Origin of the sequence: Pelovirga terrestris, from assembly GCF_014773365.1 — a bacterium.
Taxonomy (GTDB): domain Bacteria; phylum Desulfobacterota; class Desulfuromonadia; order Desulfuromonadales; family Geopsychrobacteraceae; genus Pelovirga; species Pelovirga terrestris.
On record NZ_JACWUN010000002.1, the window covers coordinates 161733 to 187763 of the forward strand.

Annotated in this window: 28 protein-coding genes and 1 riboswitch; of the genes, 21 read left to right on the plus strand and 7 right to left on the minus strand. The window is 52.8% G+C overall.

Features of this window, described 5'->3' with window-relative positions; translation table 11 throughout:
* Positions 1-6 precede the first annotated feature (6 nt).
* Genes thiH through thiF form a run of 4 tightly spaced genes read right to left on the minus strand, consistent with a single transcriptional unit; the run spans position 7 to position 2995 of the window.
* The gene (thiH, locus tag ICT70_RS02340) at positions 7-1137 is read right to left on the minus strand and encodes a 2-iminoacetate synthase ThiH (protein ID WP_191153773.1); all 1131 of its coding nucleotides are present in this window, start codon (positions 1135-1137) and stop codon (positions 7-9) included.
* Entirely contained in the window at positions 1134-1910 is a 777-nt protein-coding gene (locus ICT70_RS02345) for a thiazole synthase (RefSeq protein ID WP_191153774.1), read from the minus strand. The genes thiH and ICT70_RS02345 overlap by 4 nt, the downstream gene beginning before the upstream one ends.
* 46 nt (positions 1911-1956) lie before the next feature.
* A complete protein-coding gene (gene thiS / locus ICT70_RS02350; protein ID WP_191153775.1) occupies positions 1957-2157 on the minus strand; it encodes a sulfur carrier protein ThiS in 201 nt (66 codons plus the stop codon).
* A 7-nt stretch (positions 2158-2164) separates the two neighbouring features.
* Positions 2165-2995, minus strand: a complete 831-nt coding sequence (gene thiF, locus ICT70_RS02355; protein ID WP_191153776.1) for a sulfur carrier protein ThiS adenylyltransferase ThiF — start codon at positions 2993-2995, stop codon at positions 2165-2167.
* A gap of 37 nt (positions 2996-3032) precedes the next feature.
* Positions 3033-3138, minus strand: a riboswitch (TPP riboswitch).
* Between the two features lie 164 nt (positions 3139-3302).
* On the opposite strand from thiF, the gene ICT70_RS02360 reads away from it, so the two are divergent.
* Complete coding sequence (locus ICT70_RS02360; RefSeq protein ID WP_191153777.1) at positions 3303-3623, plus strand: hypothetical protein; 321 nt, start codon at positions 3303-3305, stop codon at positions 3621-3623.
* A gap of 118 nt (positions 3624-3741) precedes the next feature.
* Here ICT70_RS02360 and ICT70_RS02365 read toward each other — a convergent pair whose 3' ends face one another.
* Entirely contained in the window at positions 3742-4797 is a 1056-nt protein-coding gene (locus ICT70_RS02365) for a 3-deoxy-7-phosphoheptulonate synthase (RefSeq protein WP_191153778.1), read from the minus strand.
* 243 nt (positions 4798-5040) lie between these two features.
* Between ICT70_RS02365 and ICT70_RS02370 the strand changes: the two genes are divergently transcribed.
* The 7 genes from ICT70_RS02370 (at position 5041) to gcvH (ending at position 10671) form a co-directional block, all read left to right on the plus strand.
* Positions 5041-5325 (plus strand): YggT family protein, encoded by a 285-nt coding sequence (locus ICT70_RS02370; protein ID WP_191153779.1) that lies wholly within the window; start codon positions 5041-5043, stop codon positions 5323-5325.
* 27 nt (positions 5326-5352) lie between these two features.
* Positions 5353-5883 (plus strand): DivIVA domain-containing protein, encoded by a 531-nt coding sequence (locus ICT70_RS02375; protein ID WP_191153780.1) that lies wholly within the window; start codon positions 5353-5355, stop codon positions 5881-5883.
* Entirely contained in the window at positions 5883-6185 is a 303-nt protein-coding gene (locus tag ICT70_RS02380) for a DUF167 domain-containing protein (RefSeq protein WP_191153781.1), read from the plus strand. The genes ICT70_RS02375 and ICT70_RS02380 overlap by 1 nt, the downstream gene beginning before the upstream one ends.
* A 52-nt stretch (positions 6186-6237) precedes the next feature.
* A complete protein-coding gene (locus ICT70_RS02385; RefSeq protein ID WP_191153782.1) occupies positions 6238-8664 on the plus strand; it encodes a TonB-dependent receptor in 2427 nt (808 codons plus the stop codon).
* 113 nt (positions 8665-8777) lie between these two features.
* The gene (locus tag ICT70_RS02390) at positions 8778-9041 is read left to right on the plus strand and encodes an FmdB family zinc ribbon protein (RefSeq protein WP_191153783.1); all 264 of its coding nucleotides are present in this window, start codon (positions 8778-8780) and stop codon (positions 9039-9041) included.
* A gap of 310 nt (positions 9042-9351) precedes the next feature.
* The gene (gene folD / locus ICT70_RS02395) at positions 9352-10200 is read left to right on the plus strand and encodes a bifunctional methylenetetrahydrofolate dehydrogenase/methenyltetrahydrofolate cyclohydrolase FolD (RefSeq protein WP_191153784.1); all 849 of its coding nucleotides are present in this window, start codon (positions 9352-9354) and stop codon (positions 10198-10200) included.
* Positions 10201-10284: 84 nt separating this feature from the next.
* A complete protein-coding gene (gene gcvH, locus ICT70_RS02400; RefSeq protein ID WP_191153785.1) occupies positions 10285-10671 on the plus strand; it encodes a glycine cleavage system protein GcvH in 387 nt (128 codons plus the stop codon).
* 21 nt (positions 10672-10692) lie between these two features.
* On the opposite strand, the gene ICT70_RS02405 is transcribed toward gcvH, so the two are convergent.
* Entirely contained in the window at positions 10693-11703 is a 1011-nt protein-coding gene (locus ICT70_RS02405; RefSeq protein WP_191153786.1) for an energy transducer TonB, read from the minus strand.
* Between the two features lie 239 nt (positions 11704-11942).
* Between ICT70_RS02405 and pta the strand changes: the two genes are divergently transcribed.
* The 10 genes from pta to dxs all read left to right on the plus strand — a co-directional run bounded on the left by pta (position 11943) and on the right by dxs (position 23045).
* Positions 11943-12944 (plus strand): phosphate acetyltransferase, encoded by a 1002-nt coding sequence (gene pta, locus ICT70_RS02410; protein ID WP_191153787.1) that lies wholly within the window; start codon positions 11943-11945, stop codon positions 12942-12944.
* 30 nt (positions 12945-12974) lie between these two features.
* On the plus strand, positions 12975-13664 hold the full coding sequence (gene ftsE, locus ICT70_RS02415; RefSeq protein ID WP_191153788.1) for a cell division ATP-binding protein FtsE: 690 nt from the start codon (positions 12975-12977) through the stop codon (positions 13662-13664).
* Between the two features lie 24 nt (positions 13665-13688).
* Positions 13689-14585 carry a permease-like cell division protein FtsX gene (ftsX, locus tag ICT70_RS02420; RefSeq protein ID WP_191153789.1) on the plus strand — a complete coding sequence of 299 codons (897 nt, stop codon included), beginning with the start codon at positions 13689-13691 and terminating at the stop codon, positions 14583-14585.
* The gene (locus tag ICT70_RS02425; RefSeq protein ID WP_191153790.1) at positions 14585-15748 is read left to right on the plus strand and encodes a murein hydrolase activator EnvC family protein; all 1164 of its coding nucleotides are present in this window, start codon (positions 14585-14587) and stop codon (positions 15746-15748) included. The genes ftsX and ICT70_RS02425 overlap by 1 nt, the downstream gene beginning before the upstream one ends.
* Before the next feature lie 14 nt (positions 15749-15762).
* Complete coding sequence (locus tag ICT70_RS02430; protein ID WP_191153791.1) at positions 15763-17148, plus strand: S41 family peptidase; 1386 nt, start codon at positions 15763-15765, stop codon at positions 17146-17148.
* A 204-nt stretch (positions 17149-17352) separates the two neighbouring features.
* Positions 17353-18474, plus strand: coding sequence for a divergent polysaccharide deacetylase family protein (locus ICT70_RS02435; protein WP_191153792.1), 1122 nt, complete (start codon positions 17353-17355; stop codon positions 18472-18474).
* Between the two features lie 44 nt (positions 18475-18518).
* Positions 18519-19757, plus strand: coding sequence for an exodeoxyribonuclease VII large subunit (gene xseA / locus ICT70_RS02440; protein WP_337906556.1), 1239 nt, complete (start codon positions 18519-18521; stop codon positions 19755-19757).
* A gap of 202 nt (positions 19758-19959) precedes the next feature.
* Positions 19960-20187, plus strand: coding sequence for an exodeoxyribonuclease VII small subunit (gene xseB, locus ICT70_RS02445; RefSeq protein ID WP_191153794.1), 228 nt, complete (start codon positions 19960-19962; stop codon positions 20185-20187).
* Entirely contained in the window at positions 20177-21082 is a 906-nt protein-coding gene (locus ICT70_RS02450) for a polyprenyl synthetase family protein (RefSeq protein ID WP_191153795.1), read from the plus strand. The genes xseB and ICT70_RS02450 overlap by 11 nt, the downstream gene beginning before the upstream one ends.
* Positions 21083-21143: 61 nt before the next feature.
* Positions 21144-23045: a 1-deoxy-D-xylulose-5-phosphate synthase gene (gene dxs / locus ICT70_RS02455; protein WP_191153796.1), complete on the plus strand. Its 1902-nt coding sequence runs from the start codon at positions 21144-21146 to the stop codon at positions 23043-23045.
* Positions 23046-23060: 15 nt separating this feature from the next.
* Here dxs and ICT70_RS02460 read toward each other — a convergent pair whose 3' ends face one another.
* On the minus strand, positions 23061-23834 hold the full coding sequence (locus ICT70_RS02460) for an alpha/beta hydrolase family protein (protein WP_191153797.1): 774 nt from the start codon (positions 23832-23834) through the stop codon (positions 23061-23063).
* A 132-nt stretch (positions 23835-23966) separates the two neighbouring features.
* On the opposite strand from ICT70_RS02460, the gene ICT70_RS02465 reads away from it, so the two are divergent.
* The 3 genes from ICT70_RS02465 to lipB all read left to right on the plus strand — a co-directional run bounded on the left by ICT70_RS02465 (position 23967) and on the right by lipB (position 26020).
* Positions 23967-25064 (plus strand): phosphotransacetylase family protein, encoded by a 1098-nt coding sequence (locus ICT70_RS02465; protein ID WP_191153798.1) that lies wholly within the window; start codon positions 23967-23969, stop codon positions 25062-25064.
* Between the two features lie 82 nt (positions 25065-25146).
* Positions 25147-25338 (plus strand): GSU3473 family protein, encoded by a 192-nt coding sequence (locus ICT70_RS02470; protein WP_191153799.1) that lies wholly within the window; start codon positions 25147-25149, stop codon positions 25336-25338.
* 10 nt (positions 25339-25348) lie between these two features.
* Positions 25349-26020, plus strand: a complete 672-nt coding sequence (lipB, locus tag ICT70_RS02475) for a lipoyl(octanoyl) transferase LipB (RefSeq protein ID WP_191153800.1) — start codon at positions 25349-25351, stop codon at positions 26018-26020.
* Positions 26021-26031: the final 11 nt, after the last annotated feature.

Genomic DNA, 26031 nt, shown 5'->3' on the forward strand with positions numbered 1-26031 from the left:
GGAGTCCTATCGTTCTTCTGCAGAGGTTAAAAAAGCCGTGTCCCAATCTTTCCAGACCGGATCATAGCCTGCCTGTTTGAGCAGCTGTTCAATCTCAGCCGGGCTGCGATCATCGCTGATACTGAACTGTCCTCCTTCATCTGAGTGATTGCCATAACCGCCGGGAGCGGTGCAGGAACCGGCACTCATCTGGGTGATCCCCAACGGCAGGAGATTGTCGCGCAAGGCAGCGCTTTCACGGGTCGAAAGAACCAGCCCGGCGTCGGGCAACAACAGGCGCAAGGCACAGATAAACTGGGTTAATTGACGATCCGAGACTATATGTTCTGGCGTAAATCCTCCCGCAGCGGGGCGCAGGCGTGGGAAGGAGAGGGTCACCAGTGTTTTCCAGAAACGGTGCATCAAGTAGCGAGCGTGCAGGCCGGAGTAGAACAGATCACTCAGGCTGTTACCAAGACCGAGCAGTGAACCAATGCCAATCCTGCGCATGCCGGCCTGACCGGCACGTTCGGGGGCAAGCAAGCGGTAGTTATAGTCACTTTTGGGGCCGTAGGGATGCAGGTCACGGTAGCGCTCCCGATCATAGGTCTCCTGATACAGGGTCAGTCCATCAACCCCGGCGTTGACCATCCGCCCATAGTCATCAGTCGACATGGGGAAGACCTCAATTGAAATCGAACCACAGTACGGCTTGATGATCTTTACCGCCGCTTCAAGGTAGTCGACATCAGCCGCTTGCGGTGCTTCGCCGGTCAGCAGTAACAGGTGGCGAAATCCTTGATCGTGCAGATAACGGGCTTCGCGTTCAGCTTCATCTAGGGTCAGGGTTTTGCGTATCAGGTCATTCTCGGCATTAAAACCACAATAGCGACAGCCGTTCAGACACTCATTGGACAGATAAAGAGGAGCATAGAGTAGAATTGTCCGGCCAAACCGCTGACGGGTGATCTGCTGGGCCTTAAGAGCCATCCGTTCGAGTTGCTCAGCGGTTATTGCAGGGTTCAGCAGGCAGGCAAAATCCTCTATGCTGATCCGTGGTTGCCCGAGGATCTGATCAATCTGCGCTGCCGTGGCTGAGTTAATGGCATCCAGTACCGCCGCCCGTGGATAATTGTTGATCTGATCTAAAAAACTCACGACTCATTCCTTAAAAAGCCCGTCAATGGACTGGAGGCGCTGGCTTGCAGACGTTTTGGTCCTAGTCCAGCAAGGTAGGCTTCACGTCCGGCCTCAACCCCCTTGGAAAAAGCGCGGGCCATGGCTGCCGGGTCGGGTGTGTCGGCTAAGGCGGTATTAACCAACACCGCCGCTGCACCCATCTCCATTGCTTCGGCGGCATGGGAAGGGGCACCCAGGCCGGCGTCGACAACGACGGGTATGCGGGCCTGTTCAATAATAATAGCGATCAAGTCGCGGGTTAGCAGACCGCGGTTGGTGCCAATGGGAGCACCCAGGGGCATTACGGTGGCAGCTCCGGCTTCTTCCAGGCGTTTGGCCAGGACCGGATCGGCCGGCATGTAGGGCAATACGATAAACCCTTCCTTTGCCAGGATTTCAGTGGCCTTAAGGGTTTCAATGGGGTCAGGCAAGAGATAATAGGGGTCCGGTGTCACTTCGAGCTTGATCCATGGTTCGCAGCCGGCTGCTCTGGCGATGCGGGCCAGTCGAATAGCTTCTTCAGCAGTGCGCGCACCACTGGTGTTGGGCAGGAGTAGATAACGCTCCCGGTCAATATGAGAGAGCAGACTATCCTGCGGATTATTGATGTCAACCCGTCGTAAGGCAACAGTGACAATTTCACAGCCGGAGTGTTCCATGGCGTCAAGCATGGCTTGATGGGATGAAAATTTACCAGTGCCAACCATCAGTCGTGAACGAAAGGTACGGTTCGCGATCTGTAATAGATCCATAATAATTAACGCCTCGCTAGGGGTGATAAGTGAAATTGAGTGGTCTTCATCCGCCACCGACAAATTGAATCAGTTCAATCGTGTCACCTTCACGTAGAATGGTTTCGCGGTACTGTTGCGGCGCAAGAATCGTACCGTTATGTTCAGCCACCACCTGTTCCGGGTTGACACCGACCATCTCAAAGAGGGCTGCGATGCTGGTGGGGTCAGTAATCTGCTTGTGCTTACCGTTAACAGTAATTCTCATAGGTGAGCTACCCTTGTGTTGCCGGATCTTCTCCGAGTATCAGCCTTAACACTGCGTTGGCCTGATGATGAGCGGCAATTCCGACACGTGGTGCCATCAGGCCGCAACCAGGTCCGGCGGAGGTCAGATTGTCGCCACAGAGATAGAAGCGGTTGTTGATTTTTCTGGTACGAATCGAGTTGCCGGGTTCATAGCCTGCCATGCCCGATGCCGCAACCAGATATTTTTCCGGGACATCGCGCAAAAACGTATTAGCAAGCATGGCCTTCTGATCGGCTCGGTCAAAGGCCTCAACAAGAATATCCATGTCAGCAAAAAGTTCATTGACGTTTTCTGCAGTAATTTTGCCATAATAACTATCCACGGTGACCAGTGGATTAATGCGTTGCAGATTATCGCGTAGGGCATGCACCTTGGGCAAACCAATCTGATCAACAAAATACTGCTGACGATTGAGGTTGGATGGTTCAACCACATCAAAATCAGCGATTCTGATAAAGCCGACACCGGTTCGAGCCAGGGCGATGGCAATAGCTGAACCAAGACCACCGGCACCGGCAATGCCGACCCGCGCCTTTTTGACTTTGGCGTGGACTCCAGGGGTGTGGCGCGCCATCATTAAGGCTTCTAGTTCCTGAGGTGATGGTGCAACGCCACGGCGGATCATGACAATATGGTCCTGATCGGCGATAAGATGATCATCGGGGCAAGGGTAGCCATTGACAATCAACAGATCGGCATTTGGACACTGTTGTTGTTGCAGATCGCGTAAAGGCATCTTCGCAGCGACGGTCAGGCTGCGTTCGTTGAGGTAAATCTGTATTTGTTTTCTGTTCATAAAAAAAGCCACCAGGCAAGGCGGCTGACGAAGAGTATTCGTTTTTACGCCGCTTCCCTACGCCGGTATCAGCCGGATCAGGTTCCAAGGGTCGTTCCGTTTGTCCGGAACTCTCAGTAACAATGACTCCCCTAGCGTTATCAATGCTTTGAACGTTACCAGACCGGTTTTCTTCAAGTCAACAGCTAAGGCTGAATATTCGCGCGGGATCAGCGCTTTAAATCCGTGGTTTTTTGCTCAAGCTTCACGTATGATACGCCGTTTTTGAGAATTTGCTGAACCAGAGAATTGAATTAAAGGGACAGGTATGACGATTTCTGAACGTTATCGAGATATTGTGCAACAACTTGAGCAGCAGGCTGATGATTTTTATACCATGTTGCCGGAAGAAGCGACCAAACCACTGCATTTTGTTGATCGTGCAGCTGAGGAATTGGAGGAATGGGTGGAAAGTGTTGGGGAAATTCCCCGCAACCAGCTTGAAATCAAATTGTCGCCGGTTCTGCTAAAAGCACATGGTGACCTTGATCGCGCCCGGGTTCAACTTGAGCAGGCTGAGCACCATGCCGTTGCCGCTCTGATCTGGGAGATGGAACAGCTGCTCTATCGCCTGCTCAATGATCTGTAGTCCTGTTATAACTGTTCAGGGCCGGGGCGGGAATCCTCTGTCAAGGGACGTGACAGTTTCCCTTGCTACAGGGTCCAAAAGCCCTGCGCAAGGAGAGAGCTGAATCGTTACCTCCGGTTTAACGTTGTCGGGCTTTTAGTCGCTGATAGGCACAGGTCAGCATCTCGACAGTGGTATCCCAGTCAACGCATTTATCGGTAATTGAAACGCCATACTTCAGCTCCCGTGGGTCGTCCGGTAAGGACTGGTTGCCGGCGTTGATGTTGCTTTCGATCATAACACCGGTAATGGAGCCAGGCCGCGCTACCAGCTGGTCAACAACGTTGTCAAGAACTTCCTTTTGGCGCTCGTGATCCTTGCAGGAATTGGCGTGACTGCAGTCCACCATGATGGCGGTGGAAAGATTCTTGGCGCTAAGCAAAGCTGTTGTTTGTTCAATATCTTCCGGGTAGTAATTGGGGCGGTCGTTACCGCCACGCAGGACGATATGAACGTTCGGGTTGCCGCTGGTCTGGACGATGGATGAGCGCCCTTCGCGGTTGATGCCGAGGAAGCTGTGGGGATGCTTAGCCGCTGCCATGGCATCAGCAGCAATGGTCAGGGTGCCGTCGGTACCGTTTTTAAAGCCGACCGGAAAGGACAGACCGCTGGCCATTTCGCGATGGGTCTGTGACTCGGTGGTGCGCGCACCGATCGCGCCCCAGCTGATGATATCTGCAAGATACTGCGGGGTAATAGGGTCCAGCATCTCGCTGGCAATGGGTAGTTTCATGGCGGTCATGGCGCAAAACAGCTGGCGCGCGATTCCTAAGCCCTTGGAAATCTGGTGACTGCCGTTCATGTCAGGATCGTTGATCAACCCTTTCCAGCCGATGGTCGTGCGCGGCTTTTCAAAATAGACGCGCATGATGATGAACATCTGGTCGCTCAACGCATGTGCCAGTTTTGACAGGCGCTGGGCATAATCCAGGGCCATGGCACTGTCATGGATAGAGCAGGGGCCAACGACTACCATCAGGCGTTTATCTTCCCCGCGCAGGATAGCTTTAATCGTGTTGCGGCTGTTATTGACAAAATTGGCCCCATCAAGGGGCAAAGGGAACACCTGCTTGAGTTCGGCCGGCGCGATAATGGGCGTGACATCAAGCACATTCAGGTTGTTGGTTTGAACCATGAGCTCGTCTCCGCGAAACAAGTGGTTAGGCTGCTTTCACATTTAAGGCTAGTAATCTAACCATTTTTACTATTTGCTGTCAAAGATTGTTTCTTGGGTTTTTCAGGGATTTATTGACACTGTCCCGGCCTTTTAGTTATATAACGCCCAGCAATTGTCGCGATTTTTCTGGTTTTTCATTCGCAAACTGCATGGGGATGATCCTGCATTTTTTGGATGGGCCCGGTTTAAGTGAGGTGAGATATGGGTTTTCTGATTATTGCCATTGCCCGGATTCTGGAACTGGCATTTACCATTTATATTTTTATCGTTATCGCCAGGGCGCTGATTTCGTGGGTTAATCCCGACCCGTACAACCCCATTGTGCGTTTTCTTCATAATATGACCGATCCTGCCCTTTATCGACTGCGGCGGCTGATGCCTTTCCTGCAAATGGGCGGGCTGGATTTATCTCCTGTTGCTCTTTTGCTCCTTTTGTCAGTTGTGCAGCAGCTGGTAGTCGGTTTTCTTTACCGTCTGGCGGCCTGATTTATTTGCGATTAAGCAGGGCAACTTATGCGTATTACTCCTATCGAGATCCAGCAGCACCGGTTTAAAAGTCGACTCTTTGGTTATGATACCACCGCAGTTGACCAGTTTCTGGAAATGCTCGCCGATGAGCTGGAGCAGCTGTATCATCAGAACAATGATTTGAAGGAATCCCTGGCGCGCACCCGAACCTCTCTGGAACAGATGCGCGAGCGTGAGAAGCTGCTGCAGCAAACCCTGATCACCGCGCAGAAAATGACCGAGGAGCTGAAAGACCAGGCGCGCCGTGACGCAGAAATTGTTATTGCCGAAGCCCATATCGAGGGAGAGCGCGTATTGCGCGATGCCAATGAGCGGCGCATCCAGCTGGTCGGGGAGATTCAGGAAATCAAACGGATCAGACATTCCTTCAGAAACAGCTTGCGCGCCCTGATTAACAACCATCAGCAGCTTCTTGATATGGATATTGATACCCTGCAGATTGATCTGCAACAGCATCCGGAAAAATTACAGGCTTTGTTTGCCGACGACATAACGGATGACGACCTTTCTGATTAATGCCTGACTATCTCAGCGAAACAGCAGATGGAGTAATCCTTTCTCTGGTAGTACAGCCGCGCTCGTCCAAAAATCAGCTGGCAGGTTGCCATGATGGAGCCCTCAAAGTGAGGCTGACGGCGCCACCGGTTGACGGTGCCGCCAACAAGTGCTGTTGTGCTTTCCTGGCAAAGCTGCTGCGGGTTCCGCTACGTGACATAGAAATCCTCTCCGGAGTAAGGTCGCGCCATAAGCGCTTGCTGATCCACGGGCTCTGTCAGAACGATATTATTGAACGCCTTGGTGCGATAAACGATGAATAAATAAACAGCTCAGACTGGGGGGGACGGGCATCAACTAAAAAAGCGTTATCTGATGAAAATCTGCCTGCTGATGATTGTGCTGTTTTATTCGCCCCTGCTGTGGGCTGAGGATTCTCTGCTCGCCCTTGGGGACGGGCAGGGACAAGCCGCCCCAAATCTGCACACAATGACTCCGGTCATTGTCCACGCCACCTCGATTGAATCGGGTGAAACCATCATCGAAGGTGCGGCCCTGGAGTTGATGCCGTCCGCCACCGGTTCTGTCACTGAAGCCCTGAAGGGCATGTCGCAAATCCAGTACGACTACGAGCGTCAGTCCAGTCTTACCGTTGGTGAAATCGCCCCGCCGCGGATCTCTATCTCCGGTGCCAGACCATACGAAAATAACTTCATGATCGATGGCATGAGTGTGACTAATACCTTGAATCCGTCGGGGTTGGATAATTCAAGGAACACTACTGATTTGCCCGTAGGGGGCAGTGATGTCGTGCTGTTCTACGATTCCTCATTGCTCGAGTCGATTCAGGTCTATACTAGCAATATCCCTGCAGTTTATGGGGGATTTGTTGGCGGCGTTGTTGATGCTAAATTGCGTGAGCCGCGCTCCGATTACTGGCGTTTTAGTCTCAGCGGCGGATATACCTACGATGGTTGGTTTGATTTGCGTGATGAAGACAAGGAATCAGTCACCCCGAACAATCAGCCCCGGTTTCGCATCTATCGGACAGGCACCAGTGCTGAAGGGCCTGTTGGTAACAAAGCTGCCGTTTTGTTGTCGTATGTTCGCCATCATTCCACGATTCCGTTGACGCGCGTCAAGGTTGACGGAACAACCTACAAAGATAACCAAACCCGTACCAATGAAAACTATTTCGCTCGCTTGAATCTGCAACCCCACAATGAGCTGAATCTCAATCTTGATCTTACCTACGCCCCCTACGAAGCATTGCGCTGGGATCCGATCTTCCGTGGCAGTGAATGGTACATCAACAACCGTTCCTGGCGTTTTGCCACCCAGGCAGATTATTTTTTAACCAGTGGCGTGTTAACGACCAAGGCCGCTGTTGCTCGGCATGGCTTCAGTCGTGATAGCAAGACTAGCTTCCGCTATGCCGGCTTGGAGGACAAATACGGCGGGTTGGGTGATACCAAGAATAGAACCCGTGATGCCCGCGCCTCTGTCAGCTTTGTTTCGACGGATGTTGATATCAATGTCGGTCACATCAGTTATACAACCGGTATCGAATATGGTTACAAGCATATCGATATGTGGAATGAGGGGTTGGTGATCCATAATTTAACAGCGACCAGAAGAACCATACAAACCTATGAAGAAATCTCCCAAGCGCGGCATAATTCAAACATCGGCGGCTATGGGCAACTGGAAGTTGTCTGGCACAGGCTCTTGTTGCGTCCGGGGGTACGTATCGACTACGACCGTTTTTCCGGTAACACCGATATTGCGCCCCGTTTTAAGTCTGAAGTTGATGTATTCGCTAATGGCAGTTTGCGTCTTGGTGCTGGCGCAAACCGCTACTATGGCCAGCATTTAAGCGCTTATGCATTTCGCCGACATCGACCGATTCATACGCAGATATATGATATTCAGGAAGATGGCAGCGAAGTTCCACGTGATCCGACGATCAGTGCCGTCAGAAACTTCAGTAGCGATGGGCTGTCAACCCCTTACTCCGATGAAATTTCTGGAGATCTGTCAGGATCGATTGTTGGTACTGATTATGTGGTTTCTGCTGTCCGCCGCAAACACCAAAAGCAGCTTATCAGTAAGTCCAGTGATGGGATAGACTATGTTTTAACTAACGATGGCAAAAGTGAGTACCTGGGCATCACTGGCACCTTGTCCCGTGTCTTTGCAACGGATTATCTTGGTACCCATCGGGTTTCGTTAAGTGCGACAAAATCGAAGACCTATTCCGTGACAGGCTTTTTTGATTCCAACGTAAGGGAAAATCTTGTTATTCAGGGGTACGACCTTACTTACGATACGGTATTTTATCGGGAGGGACTTATTTCGCGCTCGGATCTTCCGGCTGAAAATTACAATGCTCCATGGATTCTTGCTGTTACCCTCAATAGCAGCTTTTACCAGGATCGTTTGCGTTTGATGTCGGTGGTGCGTTGGCGTGATTCGAGTAGGGGACTGGTAGCTGATCGCCGGATCAGCGATGAAACCCCCTATGGGACAACGTCCGGTAGCAACACGGTAGCAAGCAATTTCTGGATCAATCCCGAGGGTGGTTATTCCCAAGCGTACACATACGACAAGATATCGGGCGGCGCTACAACTGATCTGACTATCGAATTTGACCTTTACCGGTACAATGAGCGCACGGTTACCATGATTGGCGAAGTCCTTAATCTTTTTAATGGGCGGGCAGAAACCGGGCAGTCGGTGGATGACACCAGAATTGTTAATCACGGGCGCGGCTTTTATCTGGGCTTTAATATGGTCTTTTGACGAACCGCCGTCAGTTAAAAAAATCCGCAATAGAATATTGACAAATGCCTGGACATATAACTAAAATTCAAGGTTGTTCAATAACTATTTACAGCCGATGGAGGGTTCATCACATGCCAGTATATGAATATCAGTGTGAAGATTGCGGTCACCGATTTGAAGTTCGTCAGAAATTTTCTGACCAGCCGGTATCAGAGTGCGTCAAATGTGGCGGCCATGCGAAAAAAGCTATTTCTGTTGCCGGTTTTGCCCTGAAGGGGGGCGGCTGGTATCAGCAGGGATATAATAATGCCGGGGCCAAGGCGGAAAGCTGTCCGGCTGCCGGCAGTGCTCCCGGCGATTCCTGTGCCGGTTGCCCGAAGGCAGTTAACGGCTGAGACCCTTCATCCTATGATCCCTTAAAAACGTCCCCGTTGATTATCACGGGGATTTTTTTTGCCATTTTTTTCGTTAGAGGTTGCTTTACAAACGAACATGCCTGTGTTTAGAGTTAAAAAATTCGTATCTGTTCAGCGCAAGATCTCGGATCCTATGTCAAGGGACGCTTTTCGTCATCCATGACCGCTTGTTGTCGCCGTCCATGGCGACAAACACCCTTGCCACAGGAACCCCGACCCTGCGCAAGGACAGTAGTGAATAGTTACAAAATTTCTATGTTATCGGGAAACATACTCGGGAGGAGAAACAGTGGCACTGATTATTGATGGTAAGGCCCTGGCAGGACAAATTCGTGAAGAGATAGCGCAACAGACACAGCAACTTATTGCCAACGGTGTGACCCCCGGTCTGGCGGTGGTTCTGGTGGGTGAAGACCCGGCCAGTCGGGTCTACGTGACCATGAAAGAAAAAGCCTGTGCCGCAGCAGGGATTTATTCGGTGGAACATAAGTTGCCGGCAACGACAACCGAGCAGGAGTTACTTGATCTGGTAACCCGCCTTAATCAAGACGCCCGCATTGATGGAATTCTGGTCCAGCTGCCCTTGCCCGAACAGATTGACGAAGCTAAGATACTTGAAGCCATTTCTCCTGCTAAAGATGTCGACGGTTTTCACCCTTACAATGTTGGTCGCCTGGTCACGGGTAATGCGCTGTTCAAGCCGTGCACACCCTATGGTGTGATGGTGATGCTGGAGCGCATCGGTGTTGATCTCAAGGGTAAAAACGTGGTGGTTGTCGGCCGTTCTAATATCGTCGGCAAACCGGTCGCGCTGATGTGCCTGGCCGAGCATGCTACGGTCACCATCTGCCATTCGCGCACCCAGGATCTTGCCGCCAAGGTTTTGGCTGCTGATGTGGTGATAGCTGCGGTTGGACGTCCGGAGATGATTCAAGGTGACTGGATCAAACCTGGTGCGGTCGTCATTGATGTTGGTGTTAACCGGGTTGGTGAGAAAAAGCTGGTGGGCGATGTGGCATATGCCGCCGCCGCCGAACGTGCGTCAGCAATTACCCCGGTCCCTGGCGGGGTCGGCCCGATGACGATTGCCATGCTCCTGCAGAACACCCTGGAAAGTGCCAAGCGGCGCGCAAGCTAACTGTTGATGATTTAAGTTGTTGATACTTAAAGAATTGTTGCCCTTTTGTTGACCGCTCACCGATAACCGGTTTGGGAGGATTTCATGGATATACCGGATGATTTAAAATATTCCGAAGAGCATCAATGGGTGCAGGCAGAAGATGATATCGCGTTGATCGGTATCAGCGACTTTGCCCAGGAGCAATTAGGTGAGATTGTTTTTCTCGAATTGCCTGAAGTGGGTGATCAGTTGCAGTCAGGAAAGCCCTATGGCGTGGTTGAGTCAGCCAAGACGGTTTCTGATTTGTATGCGCCGGTCACTGGTGATGTCGTTGAGATCAACGATGAGTTGCCCGATAGTCCGGAAATCATTAACAGCTCCCCTTATGAAGATGGCTGGTTGATCAAGGTGAAGCTGGTTGATCCTGCTGAACTTGATGACCTGCTTGATGCTGCAAGTTATGAAGAAATGATCGAAGATGAAGAATAGTCATTTGCTGATTTTACTTTTTTACCGCCCATAAATATAGCGCCCGGATAAGCGATACTCAAAATAAGCTCTGATCCGGAGCTGATCGTGGGGATAATGTCTGCCGAGCGGCCCAAACGGGGCCGCCCGGTAGACGGCTTGAATCGCCTCGAAGTCCAGCAAATCAGAGCCGCTGGTGCGGCGTAAATCGACATCGATTAATTCTCCCTCCTTGTTGACGATAATCAGTAATTCCAAGGTACCGTCAATCCCGTTCATCGCTGCCTCAGCAGGATAATTCCAGACCCGCTCAACCCGATCGTGGAAGCGCCTGAAAAAAGAGACCAAACGGTCGTGCTGCAGATTCAGCCAAATCTCCTCACCAGGCTCAACATCATCCCGTTGCCGATTTCTGTCCCGCGGATCCTGCTGCCCTGCGGCAATTTCAGCGAGCCTGCTGGGCGAAGGAAATAACTGGTCACGGGTTAACCGGGGTGGTTCCTGTTGTTCCAGTGGCGCCGGATCTTCCGTAAGCCGTTGCGCTTCCTGTGGACCTTCCTCGGTTCGGGGTTGTGGTTGCTCCGGATCTGCCGGGGTGGTTGGTGGTGGAGTCGGTGCCGCTGCCGGGGCAGCCGCTGCCGGTGGCTCTGGAACGGATGGCGGTAGCGGCGCAGGTTTTGGTGGTTGTGCCGGGGTCGGCATGATGCCTTGACGCTGGTCGCGCACATCGTCACCTGGTGGGGCCTGTTCCCGTTCTACCCGTTGATCACGTTCGGCCCGGCGGGGTGATTCTACCTCCTGCTCCGGTTCAGGGGGGCGGGGCGGTTGGTCGATTTCGTAGCTGGGTTGTGGTTCCGGTTCAGGTTCCGGCTCTGGTGGTGGCATATCGACCAGCTGGATAACCGTCGGCTGCGACGTCGTTGCCACTGGCTCTGCGGTCTGTAACAACAAAATTGCTACGACATGTAGCAGCAAGGACAGGAGCAGGCACGCCAGGAACAGGTGGGTACGGCTAACGATCCTGGTTGATTTTTGTGATGAAAGATTGTCCATGATGTCTGACTATACACTGTCATTGCAGCAGGTCACCAGTAGCTTTTACTTTGTCATCATTCGTGAAATATCGACAAGCGACAGGTTCATATCGGCGCTGATGAATGCCCCTGGCAGGCACTTAAAAAAAGGAAAAACATTGACCCTCGGTGAGGGGCTGAGTATAACCAACAGACACAAAAAGTCTAACCCCCAACGGGTAATCAGCCGTTTTTTACGTGAACTAAAGGAGGTTTCAAATGCATCTGGTTGATCAGATTAAAGCCAAGGCACGTGCCGATCTGCAAACTGTCGTTCTGCCTGAAGGCTACGATGATCGCATGATCGAAGCAGCAGCCAGGATCGTCGGTGATAACCTTGCCAATGTGGTGTTGCTGGGTAAACCCGACGAACTCATTGCCCAGGCTGCAACCCTGGGGGTGTCCCTTGCCGGGGTGGCTCTGGTAGAGCCGAAAAATTCCGACTACCTGCCGGCTTTTATTGATGAGCTGGTCGAGTTGCGCAAAAAAAAGAACCTGACTCGCGATCAAGCTATTGGTTTGTTGACCGCTGACGACAACCTCTATTTTGCTGCAATGATGGTGCGTTTTGGCGAAGCTGGGGGGGCGGTTGCCGGCGCTGCCAATACCACCGGTGATGTCCTGCGTGCCGCTTTTCAGGTGGTTGGCACTGCCGCCAACATGAATACCGTTTCCTCGGTTTTCCTGATGGTGACCAAAACCCCGGAATTTGGAGAAAACGGGGTCTTATGTTTTGCTGACTGTGCCGTTAATCCTAACCCTGATGCCCAGGCTCTGGCCGAAATTGCTGTCAGTACCGCGGCCAGTTGCAAAAGTTTTCTTGGTGTTGATGCCCGGGTCGCCATGCTCAGCTTCTCAACCAAGGGCAGCGCCGCCCATAGCGATTGCGACAAGGTCCTCAAGGCCTTGGAGATTGCCCGCACGCTGGCGCCGGAATTGGCTATCGACGGCGAACTGCAGGCCGATGCAGCATTATTGCCCAAGGTTGGTGAAAAGAAAGCCCCGGGTTCATCCGTTGCCGGTCGTGCTAATACGATCATTTTTCCCGATCTGGATGCGGGTAATATCGGCTACAAGCTGGTTGAGCGTTTGGCCGGAGCAGAAGCGGTCGGGCCGATTATCCAGGGTCTGGCAAAGCCGATTAACGATCTGTCCCGCGGTTGTTCGGTCGATGATATTGTCAATGTGGCGGCGATCACCGCGGTCCAGGCACAGGCCTGATGATCGATTCAGTCTGGTCGGCAGATAACCATGATCCAGCTGTATAACGTCTCCAAACGCTACAGCCGCGATTCGGTAGCGGTTAACGACTTGTCACTGAAAATTGACAAGGGGGAATTCGTCTATGTTACCGGCGCCTCAGGCGCTGGTAAGACCACCTTTTTACGGATGCTCTACGTCGCTGAACGACCAACCCGTGGCCAGATCCTGGTGGATGGTCAGAATATCACCCGCATCCGCAGTCACCATATTCCCTATTTACGCCGCAAGATCGGCGTCGTCTTCCAGGATTTCAAGCTGTTACAGAGTCGCAGTGTCTTTGAAAATGTTGCGTTTGCCCTCGAAGCCCAGGGTAAAAAACGCTTTGAGGTCAGTAAAAAGGTGTATCAGGCCCTCAAAGAGGTCGGTCTTGAACACCGTTTACAGCGCAAACCGCTGGAGCTTTCCGGCGGAGAACAGCAGCGCATCGCTATAGCCAGAGCGCTGGTGGTTGATCCCCTGATTCTGTTGGCTGATGAGCCGAGTGGGAATCTGGATCTGGGGGTGACCCTTGAAATCATGGAACTTTTCAAGCGCGCAAATGCCCGGGGCACGACGGTGCTGCTGGCTACTCATGATTATAACCTTCATCAACGCTTCCCCCGTCGGGTTATCACCCTCGATGAGGGCAAACTGGTTGGCGACCAGCGCCCGCTGGATTCTGTCGGGTCAGAGCATTAAATTATCGAAATGGAGGTTCCGGCGGTGCTGGAAACAGTTCGCTATTTTTTTCTAAGAGCCTTGCGCAATATGCGTCAATGGCCTTTTTTATGTAGTGCCGCGATCCTCACCATGGCGGTATCCTTAGCGACGATTGCGACCTTTTTCCTGATTGTCGTGAATATCGAACAATTGGCCGCTCGCTGGACCGAGGAAATCCAGGTGATTGTCTATTTGCAACGTCCCCCGACACCTCAGGAGCTGCCTGAACTGGTCAATAAGCTGGAACAACTGGACGGCGTTGAGCGGGTCACCTATGTATCGCCGAGTGAAGCGATGGAACGCTTTGGCGAGCGCTTGGGGGAAGATGCTGCCTTGTTGCAGGGGGTGCGGCCTGATCTGTTGCCGGCTTCTTATGAGCTGGCCTTGCACCGGGATTTTCGCAGTCACCAGGGGATAGAAGAGATTATCAGACAACTGGAAAACCTGATTCCGGTTGATGATCTGCGTTATGGCCAGACCTGGCTGGAGCGGTTTAATCATTTTATCAGTATGCTGCGCTTTGTTGGGGCTTTTTTAGGTGGTTTTCTGTTGTTTGCAACCCTCTTTATCGTCGCTAATACCATTCGGCTGACCCTTTATGCGCGGCGCGATGAACTGGAGATCATGGCTCTGGTTGGCGCGACCATGCGTTTTATTAAAATCCCTTTTATGCTGGAAGGGGCAATCCAGGGATTTGTCGGCGGGTTGTTATCTTTGTTGTTTCTGAGCTTTTCTTTCTCTATGATCATTTCACGCGGGTTAAATGCTTTCTGGTTGACCCCGATGGATTTTGATCTGCTGTTCCTGACTGCCACCCAGCAGCTATTACTGGTTCTGGCCGGGGTGGTGCTTGGTGTCCTCGGTAGCCTCTCCTCTTTGCGCCGCTTTGTTCGGATCTGATGGTGAAACGAACCGTCTTTTGCCTGATTATTTTTATTTTTCTACTCTCAGTTACGGTCTATGCCGACAATCTGGCGCAAACCCAGCACCGGCTTGAGCAGATTCGCCTGCGCATCGAAAAAGCGGAAGCCGACATCAAGGCGCAACGTCAGACGGAAATCGACATCAGTCGTGACCTGGCCCTGTTGGGTGGCCAACTGCAGCGGATTGATGAGCGTATCAGCAGGATCAAGGACGAACAGCAACGTTTGCAACGCGACCTGGGACAACAGCAACAACGGCTCAGGCAGAGTCAATCCCAATCGGAAAAAATTGCTAAAGGCCTCGAACAGCGTCTGGTAGCTCTCTACAAAGAAGGTGAAACCGGTATGCTGAAAATTCTTTTTTCAGCAGATTCTCCCAGCGAACTGATGCAGCAGTACCACTACCTGACCCGGGTCATGGAGAACGACAGGGACCAACTGGATGAATTTCGTCAGGCGATTACCAATCAGCAGCACCAACTGACCCAACTCAAGCAACTCCAGCAGCACCAGTCGGACCTGCTCAAACGTGAAGAGGCAGAACGGCAAGAGGCGGTCGGCGCGCGCCGGTTACAGGCGCGGCTGTTGCAGCAGGCGCAAAGTCAAAACAAGAAATTGCAGGAAGAAATAACCGTCTTACACCAGGATGCTCGGCGCCTTAAAGGGCTGGTAGAGCAACTGCAGAAAACCCCGCCGCCGCCATCACGTACCGTCCCGCCCGTCGTGCCTGGTGGGACGCTTGATTTTGCCGGTCAGCGCGGTCAGCTGAACTGGCCACTGCAGGGGGCCGTGTTGATCAGGTTTGGAACCCAGCGAGACGACAAGCTAGGTACAATATATGAGAGCAATGGCCTGGAAATTTCCGCCCGCCCAAATACCGAGGTCCGTGCTGTTGCCAATGGTCAGGTTGTTTATGCCGACTTTTTCCGAGGCTATGGAAATCTCTTGATTGTCAGTCATGAAGGGGAGTATCACACCCTGTACGCCCAGCTGGATCGTTTGCATAAAAAAACCGGTGATTCAGTTGCGACCGCTGAGCTGATCGGTCACAGTGGCTTATCAGGCCGCGAAAGTATCTATTTTGAAATTCGCCACAAGGGCGCACCGGTCAATCCATTGATCTGGTTAAGACCTCTGTGATCAGGAGCAAGCTAATGTTGTTGCGTAAGAGTATTTTGTCATTGATTTTTATTCTGCTGATCGGTTACCCCACCATGGTGCCGGCGGCACCGGTCCTGAACAGTCAGCAGGATTATCAGAACCTGGAATTATTGATCGACGTGCTGACCCTGGTGCGTGACAATTATGTGGAAGAGATCAGCCTGGAAACATTGATTGAGGGTGCTGTGCGAGGTATTTTCGAGAATCTCGATCCCCACAGCAGTTACCTGACGGCAGATATGTATGATGATCTCAAGGTTGAGATCCAGGGGCAGTTTGGTGGTATCGGCATCGAGTTGGCAATCAGGGATCGTGAACTGGTCATTGTCGCTCCGATTGAAGGTACACCGGCCTGTCGTGCCGGCATCCTTGCCGGCGATCAGATTGTTGTGATCAACGGTAAAACGACCCGTGATCTTGATATGATGCAGGCGGTACGGTTGTTGCGCGGTGAGGTCGGCGAGGGGGTTGAGCTGACCATCTCGCGACCCGGCATGGCGGAGCCCTTTGAGGTGACTCTGGTGCGTGAGGTGGTTCAGGTGCAATCGGTGCGGAGTCGTTTGCTGGATAACAATTATGGTTATCTGCGCCTGATTCAGTTTCAGGAACGCAGTGGAGAGGATGTCGCCGAACATCTGCAGCAACTCCACAGCCAAGCTGATGGTGGGCTCAACGGACTGATCCTTGACTTGCGCAATAATCCCGGTGGATTGCTGGATGCGGCGGTGGCTGTGGCGGATCTGTTTATTGCTGACGGCGTGCTTGTTTCTGCCTCCGGACGCCAACCGGAAACCCGGCAATCCTTCCCGGCTCAGGCTGATAATACCCAGCCGGACTATCCGCTGGTGGTGCTGATCAATGGCGGCAGTGCCAGCGCTTCAGAGATTGTTGCCGGCGCCCTGCAGGATCATCAACGTGCCGTTATCCTTGGCGAACAGAGCTTCGGCAAAGGGTCGGTGCAGACCATCATCCCCCTGCCTGACCGGGCCGGGTTGCGGCTGACAACGGCTCACTATTATACCCCGTCAGGGCGTTCGATCCAGGCCTTGGGGATTACCCCCGACATTCTCGCTCCACAGATGCTGCTATCACAGCAAAGGGTCCCTGATGGTATGCGTGAACAGGATCTGGATAAACACCTGCCGGCACAGGCGCCCCGCACCCAGGCCAGGCCATTGTCGCAGCAAGAGGAGCAGGAATTACAGGACCGGAATAGCGATTATCAATTGCAGCGCGCCCTCGATCTACTTAAAGGCTACCAGCATTTTAATCGCAAGAAAGATACAGCTGTAGATCATAATAGTTTGAACAACGTATCTGTTCAGCACCGGGTTGGGGCTCCTGTGGCAAGGGTATTTGTCGCCATGGACGGCGACTAAAAGCGGTCATGGATGACCCAACGGGAAACAATCGCGTCCCTTGACATAGAATTCAAAGGCCCGGTACGAGAATAGAGCTGCATAGTTGCTGAGCAACTTCATCCATGCCGAAAGAATGTATCACTAATGGCCACCCGAAAAAAAACGTCTGCCACCAAAAAAGTAGCGAAGAAAGCAAAACCCCCATCAGGATCACAACTGGTATTGAGTCAACCCGCCCGCATGCTGGTGGCAAGCGTTGTTCTGGTGATTTTTGTCGGTGTCTGTTTGCTGGTTTTGACCAGCTTGCGCGACCGGTTGCTGATGCGGGCGGATGTCGTTGTCTATGAAGAGCCGGTCAGAGAATATCAACCGACCCGCCAGTATGTTTATGACGATGTTTACCGGCTGGTTGATCTGCAATTAATCAGTGGTCCACAATCACAAGGCTGGCGTCGGGTTTCGGCTGCGGATGGTGTTGATACGCGTGAAATTTTCGGCAGTTTTCCTCATCCTGGGCGCTTGTCGGAACTGGCACAGCATATTGAGCAAACCCGTGCTCCGGCGCGTCTGGACATTGCTGAGCCGCAAGGGGTTATCCAGTTGTACTGGGAAGGGGAGCCCCGGCTCACACTGATTTTTGAGCCTCCGGCTCCGGTAGATCGTGCTCAACGTTCACGGATTGCCATTATTATTGATGATCTTGGTCCGTCATTAACTACCTTGCGCCAGTTTCTTGATCTGGGGTTGCCCCTCACTCCGTCGATCCTGCCGGGTAGTGACAGGGCCGGAGCTTCGGCTGAGCTGCTGCGTAAAGCCGGCCGCGAATACTTGATCCATGTTCCCATGGAACCGCGGAGTTATCCACAGACCAATCCGGGTGCTGATGCCCTGTTGCTGCAGCATTCGGAAGTTGACATCCGCCGCTGGATGCAACACTACCGTGACCAGGTGCCGGGCGCAGTCGGCATGAACAACCACATGGGTTCGCGTTTTACCGAATATGCCGAGCCGATGCAGATTGTGCTGGACGAACTGAAACGTCAGGATCTGTTTTTTGTTGACAGTGTTACTATCAGTAGTTCGGTCGCTTTTGCTGAAGCGCGACGGATGGGATTAAAAACCGCCGCCCGTGATATTTTTCTCGATAATGAAGAAAATGTAGACTATATCCGCCGCCAGTTACGCAAAATGGTACAACTGGCAAAGAAGCAGCCTGAGGTCATCGCCATTGCTCATCCGTATCCGGAAACCCTTGAGGCTCTGCGGCTGGAAAAGGATTGGTTGCTGTCTCAACCCATTGATTTTGTCCCGGCATCGCGATTGGTGAAACGTTACAACAATTGATACAACGGTGATGTTAGTTTTTGGCATAAAACATGGAATCTCTTGTGAACAGTGAACATTACAATCCGGCGGTGGTGAAGGTTACCGAACTGGTCGGAGCGCTTCAGGAACTGGTTGAGGACAACTTTGTCGACGTTCTGGTTCAGGGGGAATTGAGCAATGTTTCACGCCCAACCTCCGGTCATCTCTATTTTACCCTCAAGGATTCATCTGCCCAGATCCGTTGCGCCATGTTTCGCAGTCAGGCGCGTCTGTTGAACTTTCTACCGCAGGACGGAGAGGGTGTTATCTGTCGCGGCCGGGTATCTGTATATGCGCAACGGGGCGATCTGCAGCTGATTGTTGAAGAAATGAATCCTGAAGGGGTAGGGAGTCTACAGCAGGCATTTGAAGAGGTGCGGCAGCGGCTTGATAGGGAGGGGCTGTTTGCGCGCGAGAAAAAGAAGCCCCTGCCCGCTTTTCCGCAAACCATTGGCGTGGTCACCTCAGCCAGCGGGGCAGCATTTCAGGATATTCTGCAGATTCTGCGGCGCCGGGCGGTCGGGGTGACCGTATTACTACGTCCGGTGCGGGTTCAGGGTGTTGGTGCGGCAGCGGAAATTGCTGCAGGCATCGCCGACCTCAACCGTCACAAGGATGTCAATGTCATGATTGTCGGGCGTGGTGGCGGATCGAAAGAAGATTTGTGGGCCTTCAATGAAGAGGTTGTCGCGCGCGCCATTGCTGCTTCAGAGGTTCCGGTGATCTCTGCGGTTGGCCATGAAACCGATGTGACGATTGCTGATCTCGTAGCGGATCTGCGGGCCCCGACACCCAGTTCCGCCGCTGAACTGGTTGTCCAGAATCGTCTGGAGCTGGAGCGGCACCTTGATCAGTTAATGCTGCGCCTCGGACGGCAGATGCGCTGGCAGCTCAACCTGCTGAACAGCCGCCTGGATGGTCTGAAAAAACGGCTGAAATCTCCGACCGAGCCGTTGCGGCAGCAGCAACAGCAGGTGGCCCAGCTGCTGTCACGCCTGGTCCAGGGGATGCGGCATGGATGTCAGGAGCACCATCATCGTCTCAATCAGCTTGCCGGACGATTAACGGCTCTTTCGCCGACGGCAGTGCTTAACCGTGGTTATGCAATCGTCCTGCACGACAACCAGGTGGTTGTGTCGAGCCGTCAGGTTCAAAGCCGAGATGACCTGCGCGTTATCCTGGCGCAAGGGCAAATACAGGTACAAGTGACAGCGGTGACCGGGTCAGATGAAGAAGATGTGGATCCCACTCTTGACCTGTAGTCATCGGGGTGTAGATAATCAGCAAAACAACATTCGTATCTGACCTTGCGCCGGATCTTCGGATCCTATGTCAAGGGACGCTTTTCGTCATCCATGACCGCTGGTTGTCGCCATCCATGGCGACAACCACCCTTGCCCCAGGATCCCCGATCCGGCGCAAGGACAGAGCTGAGTAGTTACCAAAATTTAAGGGACAGTACTTATGTCAAAGAAAAACGGATTTGAGGCAGCACTGCAGCGACTTGAACAGGCGGTTGAACAGCTGGAGTCAGGTGAGCTGTCGCTGGAGAAAGCCCTTACGGTCTTCAGCTCCGGGGTCAAAGAAGCCGACTATTGCCGCGAGTCCTTGCGTGCCGTTGAGCTTAAAGTCGAACAATTGCTGCAACAGAGCGATGGCAGTGAACAGCGGGAGCTTGTCGATGGACAATAATGGCAGCGAATTGCAGGCCTATTTAGGTCGTCAATTGGCGCTGATTGAAGAAGCTTTAGACTGTTTCATGCCGGCTGCTACCATCCGTCCGGACCGCCTTCATCAAGCCATGCGCTATTCGGTGTTAGGTGGCGGTAAACGCATTCGTCCGGTGTTAATGCTGGCGGCATGTGAAGCGGTGGGAGGTGATGGCCGCCACGCTCTGCCGGCGGCGTGTGCGGTCGAAATGATTCATGCCTATTCGTTGATTCATGACGATCTGCCGGCTATGGATAATGACGATTTACGGCGTGGTCGCCCGACCAACCATAAGGTCTATGGCGAAGCGACCGCTATTCTGGCCGGTGACGGTTTGTTGACTGAAGCCTTTGTCTTGCTCAGTCGTAGTGATCTGTTGCCGGGAGTATCCGCAGCTGATCGCCTGACCATCATCAACCTGCTGGCAACCCACGCCGGTACCCGTGGTATGGTGGGCGGTCAGATGGTTGATATGGAGGTTGAAGGACGTCCCATTGATCTACCGACACTGGAATATATCCATACCCACAAGACCGGGGCGCTGATCAAGGCAGCAATCGACATTGGTGGTATTATTGGTGGATCACAGCCCGAGCAGCGAGACGCTCTGCAGCGCTACGCTGCGGCCGTCGGGTTGGCATTTCAGATCGCTGATGACATCCTCGACGTGACGGCAAAAACGGAAGAATTGGGCAAACCCAGCGGCAGCGACCTGCAACGCGGCAAAGCAACCTATCCAGCTCTTCTCGGCCTTAACCAGGCCCGGGAGCGCGCGCGGGAACTGAATGAGGTGGCGATCAACGCCTTGCAGGTTTTCGGTCTGGAAGCACAGCCGCTGCGAGCTATTGCGCGTTATGTCATCGAGCGTTCATACTGATCACGTGACCGTACCCGATGTGAGTAAGGTGCCGGTTGAATCCGGTTGACAAGGAGAACAAATGGAAAGGCTATTGCCGCAGATCCAATCGCCGGAGCAGCTCAAAGCTCTCGATAAAAAGCAACTGCCCCAATTAGCTCGCGAACTGCGTGAACAGATTGTCACAACGGTGGCCGCCAATGGTGGTCATCTGGGTAGTTCGCTGGGCGTGGTTGAGTTAACCATTGCTCTGCACCGGGTTTTTAGCTCCCCGGCGGATAAAATCCTCTGGGATGTGGGGCACCAGGCTTATGCCCACAAGCTGCTGACCGGCCGCCAGGAGCAGTTCCCGACCTTGCGCCAGTGGCAGGGTCTAAGCGGCTTCCCGAAACGCAAAGAAAGCGTGCACGATGTTTTTGATGTTGGGCACTCCAGCACCTCCGTCTCAGCGGCGCTGGGGATGGCCGTGGCCGGGGATATTCTCGGTGCTGATGATCGGATTGTCGCCGTCATCGGTGATGGTTCTCTGACCGCTGGTATGGCGTTTGAGGCTCTTAACCATGCCGGTCATCTGAAACAGAAAATGGTCGTTATCCTTAACGATAATGAGATGTCGATTTCACGCAACGTCGGCGCCCTTTCGTCGTTCATGAGTCGTAAGATGACGTCTGATACCTTTATCCGGTTTAAAAAAGAAACGGAAACCCTGCTGAATTATATCCCCGGAATTGGTCGTGATCTGGTCGGTATCGCCAAGCGCGCAGAGGAGTCGCTGAAAAGCTTCATGACCCCGGGCATGTTGTTTGAGGGCTTCGGTTTTGATTATTTTGGTCCTCTTGACGGTCACAATCTCGAAGATCTGATGGAAACCCTGAAGAACGCTGCCCAGATTAAGGGGCCGGTTCTGCTGCACATATTGACCAAAAAAGGGAAGGGCTATGAGCCGGCAGAAAAAAACCCGGCCAAATTTCACGGAATCGGTCCCTTTGATCCGCAAACCGGAGAGGTGCCGGCACCTGCTGCCGCAACACCGCCATCCTACACCGAAGTTTTTGGTCGAACCCTGGTTGATCTTGCCGCCACTGATCAACGGATTGTCGCAATTACCGCAGCGATGGCAGAAGGAACCGGCTTGAAGCCGTTTTCACAAACGTACCCGCAACGCTTTTACGATGTCGGTATTGCCGAACAGCACGCAGTGACCTTCGCCGCCGGCCTGGCTGCCCGTGGATTGCGCCCGGTCGTTGCTATCTATTCCACTTTTATGCAACGGGCTTTTGATCAGGTGTTGCACGATGTCTGTCTGCAGAATCTGCCGGTTACCCTGGCGCTTGACCGTGGTGGTCTGGTCGGGGCCGATGGTCCGACCCATCATGGTGCTTTTGATCTGTCTTTTTTGCGCTCCATTCCCAACCTGATCGTGGCCGCACCGCGGGATGAATACCAATTGCAGCGGTTGATGAAAACCGCCCTGAGCGTTGATGGACCTTTTGCTTATCGCTATCCGCGGGGCAAGGGGACGGGAACTTTGTTGCCGGAGGAAATTGAACCGGTAGCTATTGGTCAATCGGAATTGTTGCGAGAAGGTCCAGATGGCTTGTTGATTGCTATTGGCAGCATGGTCCAGCAAGCCCTGGCTGCCGCGGAGCAACTGGCAACCGAAGGGATTGACCTGGGTGTTCTGGATGCGCGCTTTATCAAACCTTTGGATCGTGACCGGATGATTGCCCTTGCTGAAAACGCTCCCTTTGTCATGACAGTGGAAGAAAACGTGCTACAGGGGGGCTTTGGCTCAGCGGTGCTGGAGATGTTCAGTGATGTCGGACTGCAAGTTCCGGTAATACGCATCGGTATTCCCGATCGCTTTATTGAGCAGGGTTCGCAGGCGCAACTCTATGACAGCCTTGGTCTCAACGCAGAGCATATGGCCACCCGGATTCGCAAACTGGTCAAGCTGGAAGAACGGCACCAGTCTGCCGGTTAACGCTGCCGCACTGTGTCAGTTCTCAGCGGGCAGATAGCGTCCGGCCCAACAGGCAATCAGCTCGCCAACATAGTGTGCGTCGGCTTCTTTTGACAGCAAGTGATCAGTATTGTCGAGACTGATAAAGGACTTAGGGTGTCTGGCTGCCTGATAAATCAGCCGGGCATTATCGATATTGACCACCGGGTCGCTGGGCGAATGCAATACCAGTAGCGGTCGTCCAAGTTTTTTAATCCTCTCTTCCGATTTATGGGTTGCCAGATCCGCAACGAACTCCCTGCCAATGGTAAAGCTGCGTCCGGCTATGTCAACCGTGGCTGAACCCCGTTCCTTGATCTCCTCGAGCGCGTGAGCCAGCAGGTGGGTCACATGCTGTGGATCAAAAGGAGCAGCGATGGTCACCACCGCGCGTACGGATGCCATCAGACGGGTCGCCTGCAGAACAGCGGCGCCGCCGAAGGAGTGGCCAATCAGAATATCCGGTCCTGCGGTGTTCTGCTTGAGCCAGGTAGCAGCAGCTACCAGATCACCAATATTTGAGGATAGATGGGATGAGGAAAAATCTCCCTGACTGTCACCCAGGCCGGTAAAGTCGAAACGTAGCACCCCGATATTTTTAGCGGTCAGGGCGCGACTGATATGGCGGGTTGATTTAAGGCTCTTACCACAGGTGAAGCAGTGGGCAAACAGAGCCCAGCCGCGCGGCTTAGCCTTCTCAGGCACGTCAAGGATACCCGCGAGTTGGTGGCCACTATCAGGATTGGTGAAGTTGATCTGCTGGCTGCTCATGCCGTCTCCAAGGTTGGTTGATGGTGTTTTGGAATAATGAGATTAAATCCGATCAGAACGCTGAACTTTGCGTGACTTTTATGTCAATATATTTTATACGGTAGCCAGCATCAGCTTTCAAGGAGATGGATCATGGCGCGCAAAATATTTGTAGCCGCAACCGGCATGAACAGTGGTAAAACCACCACCAGTGTATCATTGATGCACATGGCGTTGCGTAAATACAAAAAAGTTGGGTTTATTAAACCGATCGGCCCTAAACCGGTTGAATTTCAGGGGCAGCTTGCGGATAAGGATGCCGTGTTGATGGCGCGGTACTTCGGTCTCGAGAATGACCTGCATCTGATGTCCCCCTTTGTTTTGCAAGACGGGGATACGCGCCGGGTCATTGATGGGGAACTGACCCGGGAGCAGATTCGCAATCAGGTGTTCGGGGCGATAAAAGAATTGGACGAAAAAAACGACTTTCTGATTATCGAAGGCGCAGGTCATACCGGGGTCGGTACCGTTCTGGGGTGCAACAATGCTCATATTGCCAAAATGACCGGAGCAACGGTTTTATTGGTTACCGGGGGTGGACTAGGGAATGTTATTGATAGCGCCCAGGTAAACATAGCACTTTTTCAAAAGGAACAGGCACGGGTCAAGGCCATTCTGATTAACAAGATTATCCCGGAGAAGCGTGAACAGACCCTGAAATATCTCGATATGGCCTTTGCCGATGAAGATATCACGGTGCTGGGCGGTTTTAATTATCAGCCGATTCTCGCCAATCCGACCATGCGTCGTATCGCCGGGGTGCTTGGGGTTGAACTAAAAGCCAACTACGACCAGTCCCAGCGCATTATCCATCACGTTCAGATTGGTGCTGCCTCGGCCCAGCGGGTGGTTGAATTGTTGCGTGATTCTACCCTGGTTATCGTCAATAGCAGTCGTGATGAATTGTTGGTGACCCTGTCCAACCTCTACCATCTTGATGAATTTCGCCCCAGGATTGCCGGCGTGGTGATCCCGGGATCGAGTGAGATCAGTCATATCACCATGAAAATCATCAACAGCAGTGGTATCCCTTACATGATTGCCAAGCGCACCTCATCAAAGGTGTTTGAAATGATCAGTGATGATGTTTCCAAATTGACCGTGGAAGACACCCATAAACTAAAGTTATTGACTGAGTTGGCCGAGAAAAGATTAAATTTTGAAGAGATTGATGCGTTGCTCGATACGTAGATTTTATGCAGACAGGTGGTTTTTACTGCTGCTGCCGGCTGGAATCATTTGTGCGACTTTTACAATGGAGAAAAAATCAAGTATGTTAATCCGGGTACGTTATAAAGATGGTCGCATCGACCTGGTTCCCTCTGAAACCCTCGATGAAATGATTCTGATGAGTGACATCGAGCGGATTGAGCGTAACAACAGCTGGGTAGTGCTTGGTGAAGAACCGGTTCGCAGCACATTGCGTGGGCGTTATTACGGGTTGGGACAACAACGAAAAAAATGATGTGAACGATATGGCTGCAACCACTGCTACTAGCGCCCCTTTGCTGCAGATTCAGGATTGGGGCGTACTTGTTTATGAGCAGGCCTGCGTCCGACAACAGGACATGGTGCAGGGGCTGTTGTCCGGTTGTGGTACCAACACCCTGGTGCTGACTGAACATCCAGCCACCGTCACCCTCGGTCGGCGTGGCGGCGAATCTGACTTGCGCTGTGCTGAAGAGACTTTTGCTGATCGTGGTGTTATGCTCCAGCGGATCAATCGTGGAGGTCTGGCCACTGCTCACGAGCCCGGCCAGCTGGTGGTCTATCCGGTGGTGGAGCTGCCGGTCAGGGATCTGCGTCACTTTACCTCCGGCGTTCTTCAGGTTGTTGTCGACCTGCTCGCCCAGTATGCTGTGGTTGGGGAGTTGCGACCGGGCAATCCGGGGGTCTGGGTTAAGGGACGCAAAATCTGCAGCTTTGGTATTGCCCTGAAGCGTTGGGTGAGCTGTCACGGTATCGCCCTGAATCTCAATAATGATCTCTCAACCTTTGACCTCATTGTGCCCTGTGGGGTGCCTGACGAACAGGTGACCTCCCTGGTCCGGGAAACCGGCAAGCCGGTTGATATGCAGCAAATCAAAGAGCAGGTGGTGACGCTGTTCTGTCGGCAATTCGGTTATCAGCCGGTTTATGGGGAATAGGGAGCGGGGAG

Excerpts from the sequence above, each read along its gene's own strand:
- ICT70_RS02345 (WP_191153774.1), bottom strand. The coding sequence starts at position 1,910 with ATGGATCTATTACAGATCGCGAACCGTACCTTTCGTTCACGACTGATG.
- thiS (WP_191153775.1), bottom strand. The coding sequence starts at position 2,157 with ATGAGAATTACTGTTAACGGTAAGCACAAGCAGATTACTGACCCCACC.
- thiF (WP_191153776.1), bottom strand. The coding sequence starts at position 2,995 with ATGAACAGAAAACAAATACAGATTTACCTCAACGAACGCAGCCTGACC.
- ICT70_RS02360 (WP_191153777.1), top strand. The coding sequence starts at position 3,303 with ATGACGATTTCTGAACGTTATCGAGATATTGTGCAACAACTTGAGCAG.
- ICT70_RS02365 (WP_191153778.1), bottom strand. The coding sequence starts at position 4,797 with ATGGTTCAAACCAACAACCTGAATGTGCTTGATGTCACGCCCATTATC.
- ICT70_RS02370 (WP_191153779.1), top strand. The coding sequence starts at position 5,041 with ATGGGTTTTCTGATTATTGCCATTGCCCGGATTCTGGAACTGGCATTT.
- ICT70_RS02375 (WP_191153780.1), top strand. The coding sequence starts at position 5,353 with ATGCGTATTACTCCTATCGAGATCCAGCAGCACCGGTTTAAAAGTCGA.
- ICT70_RS02380 (WP_191153781.1), top strand. The coding sequence starts at position 5,883 with ATGCCTGACTATCTCAGCGAAACAGCAGATGGAGTAATCCTTTCTCTG.
- ICT70_RS02385 (WP_191153782.1), top strand. The coding sequence starts at position 6,238 with ATGAAAATCTGCCTGCTGATGATTGTGCTGTTTTATTCGCCCCTGCTG.
- ICT70_RS02390 (WP_191153783.1), top strand. The coding sequence starts at position 8,778 with ATGCCAGTATATGAATATCAGTGTGAAGATTGCGGTCACCGATTTGAA.
- gcvH (WP_191153785.1), top strand. The coding sequence starts at position 10,285 with ATGGATATACCGGATGATTTAAAATATTCCGAAGAGCATCAATGGGTG.
- ICT70_RS02405 (WP_191153786.1), bottom strand. The coding sequence starts at position 11,703 with ATGGACAATCTTTCATCACAAAAATCAACCAGGATCGTTAGCCGTACC.
- pta (WP_191153787.1), top strand. The coding sequence starts at position 11,943 with ATGCATCTGGTTGATCAGATTAAAGCCAAGGCACGTGCCGATCTGCAA.
- ftsE (WP_191153788.1), top strand. The coding sequence starts at position 12,975 with ATGATCCAGCTGTATAACGTCTCCAAACGCTACAGCCGCGATTCGGTA.
- ICT70_RS02425 (WP_191153790.1), top strand. The coding sequence starts at position 14,585 with ATGGTGAAACGAACCGTCTTTTGCCTGATTATTTTTATTTTTCTACTC.
- ICT70_RS02430 (WP_191153791.1), top strand. The coding sequence starts at position 15,763 with ATGTTGTTGCGTAAGAGTATTTTGTCATTGATTTTTATTCTGCTGATC.
- xseB (WP_191153794.1), top strand. The coding sequence starts at position 19,960 with ATGTCAAAGAAAAACGGATTTGAGGCAGCACTGCAGCGACTTGAACAG.
- ICT70_RS02450 (WP_191153795.1), top strand. The coding sequence starts at position 20,177 with ATGGACAATAATGGCAGCGAATTGCAGGCCTATTTAGGTCGTCAATTG.
- dxs (WP_191153796.1), top strand. The coding sequence starts at position 21,144 with ATGGAAAGGCTATTGCCGCAGATCCAATCGCCGGAGCAGCTCAAAGCT.
- ICT70_RS02460 (WP_191153797.1), bottom strand. The coding sequence starts at position 23,834 with ATGAGCAGCCAGCAGATCAACTTCACCAATCCTGATAGTGGCCACCAA.
- ICT70_RS02465 (WP_191153798.1), top strand. The coding sequence starts at position 23,967 with ATGGCGCGCAAAATATTTGTAGCCGCAACCGGCATGAACAGTGGTAAA.
- ICT70_RS02470 (WP_191153799.1), top strand. The coding sequence starts at position 25,147 with ATGTTAATCCGGGTACGTTATAAAGATGGTCGCATCGACCTGGTTCCC.
- lipB (WP_191153800.1), top strand. The coding sequence starts at position 25,349 with ATGGCTGCAACCACTGCTACTAGCGCCCCTTTGCTGCAGATTCAGGAT.